We start from the raw sequence: 2,198 nt of genomic DNA on the forward strand, positions 1-2,198 counted from the left end.
ATCAAAGAAATTATAACAAAAAATAACTTTATTGAATATTAAATTTTTCAATTCATCCCCGTCTTAGAGAACGGGGTTTTCTTGAAGTTTTTTGATAAATAGAAGAGTACACTTTAGAGCAACTAGTTCGGGTGTAAACACGCCGATTCCGAATATGCAAATTGCATATAAGGAAACGATGGCTTTAGCCTCGCCATATTCCAACAAGGAGATAACCTTACTCAAACTTAGAGAAAGCCTCCTCTTTGAAATACTCTTTTTTATGCATCCATCTATAAATCTCGGCAGCGATTGGAGCGGCTGTGCTTCCTCCATGACCTCCATGCTCCACAAGAATAGAGACTACATATTGAGGGTTTTCAAATGGAGCATAAGATGTGAACCAAGCATGAGAACGGCTATAATACTCCATCTCTGACTCTAGCATCCTCTTCTTTTCACCTTGGGGGATAGAGACAACCTGAGAAGTACCTGTCTTACCAGCAACCTCTATAGGTAACTTTGACATAGCTCTTCGTGCTGTACCTCTTGGGGCATTACAGACATCATACATCCCTCTACGAATAGTATTGAGATAATACTCATTTACCTCTGGCTCTTGATACTCTGGCATAACTATCTTATCCACAATCTTATGAGCTAGATGAGGTATTGGCAGTTTTTTTGTTGCTAAAAAAGCTGTATTTCTTGCCAACTGTAGAGGTGTAATTAGGTCGTATCCCTGACCAATAGATGCGATAATTGTCTCACCACGATACCAAGGTTGCTTAAATCTTTTCATCTTCCAAGCTTTGGTAGGTATAACTCCTGATTTCTCTCTTGGTAAATCAACACCCGTTTTGACACCCAAACCATAAGTGTTTAGATATTTAGACATCGCATCGATACCAACTTGCAGACTCTTATTATAAAAATATACATCACAACTCTCTCGAATCGCTTTTCTCAGAGGAACAGAGCCGTGTCCCCATCTTGACCAACATCTAAACTTATGCTTATTTCTACCTATTCTTATATACCCTTTACAGTACTCATTAGCATCCAATGATGCTTTTCCTGATTGAGCATAAGCAAGAGCCATACTCATTTTAATTGTTGACCCTGGGGGATATAGACCAGATACTATCTTATTTGTAAAGGGATGGTTGAAATCATCAATTAATCTCTTCCAATTTTTTGAAGATATACCACCCACAAAAAGATTTGGGTCATATGAGGGGTATGAGACTGCTGATAAAATATCCCCATTGACATGCATCACTACAGCTACACCAGACTGGTTTTTATCTCTAAAGAGTCTATTTATAAGTTTTTGCAGTCCTAAATCAATATTAAGTATTAAATTTTGGTCTTCAATTGGCTCTTTTTTCTCTAACTCTGAAACCTCTTCATTGGTTGCACTTACTTTGACTGTTCTATATCCCAATTGACCTTGAAGTATATCGTTGTATTGTCTCTCCAGTCCTGTTCTTCCTACTACACCTACTTTATCAACTACTGGGTCTTTCTCATTATCTTTGTTGGTTGAACGAGCAACATACCCTACAATATGAGTAGCCATACTCCCAGCAGGATAGTAGCGTTTTGTCTCTGACTCTATCTTTAGAAACTTATTAATTGTCAATTTGGGATATGCACCAATCATATCTTCATATGATATAAAATCAATTATTGGGATAAATCTATGATTATATGCTGAATTCTTTTTTTTATAAATCTTCAGAAGTTTTGTACTATTATAGTCAGGAAACTCTTTTACAATACTATTTATAGTTTGTATTAGCTCTGGGCTAGTACTCTTGAGATGGGGTTCAATCTTAATTGAAAATCCTATCTTATTGACTGCCAAGAGTTTATCTTTTCTATCCAAAATCTCACCCCGTACAGGCTTTATAAAATATTTTCGTTCAATATTATTTTGAGCCAAGTTCTCATAGTAGTAGTTGGATTTGATACTAATCTGATAAATCCTAGATATTAACATAATCCAAAAAAGTACAAAGATAGTAATAATTATCGTAAATCTCATAATAACAATCCTACTATTATATCAACAAGAATATAGAACCATAACATGGAGTCAGCTACAATGGTTTTAGAGTTCAGAATATCGTGGTCAAAATATAGGTAAGAGAATAGTTCTTTTTACTTTAAAAGAGGCAAAAAATATAGGGGTGAAAGAGGATGTCTTGGTATTG

General features: G+C 35.5%; 1 protein-coding gene. It reads right to left on the minus strand.

Annotated elements, in window-relative coordinates; genetic code table 11:
- Positions 1-217: 217 nt before the first annotated feature.
- Positions 218-2,029: a penicillin-binding protein 2 gene (gene mrdA, locus GSY74_RS08830; protein ID WP_164664741.1), complete on the minus strand. Its 1,812-nt coding sequence runs from the start codon at positions 2,027-2,029 to the stop codon at positions 218-220.
- Positions 2,030-2,198: the final 169 nt, after the last annotated feature.

The sequence above is a fragment of the Sulfurovum sp. bin170 genome (genome assembly GCF_010892395.1).
Lineage (GTDB): Bacteria > Campylobacterota > Campylobacteria > Campylobacterales > Sulfurovaceae > UBA1140.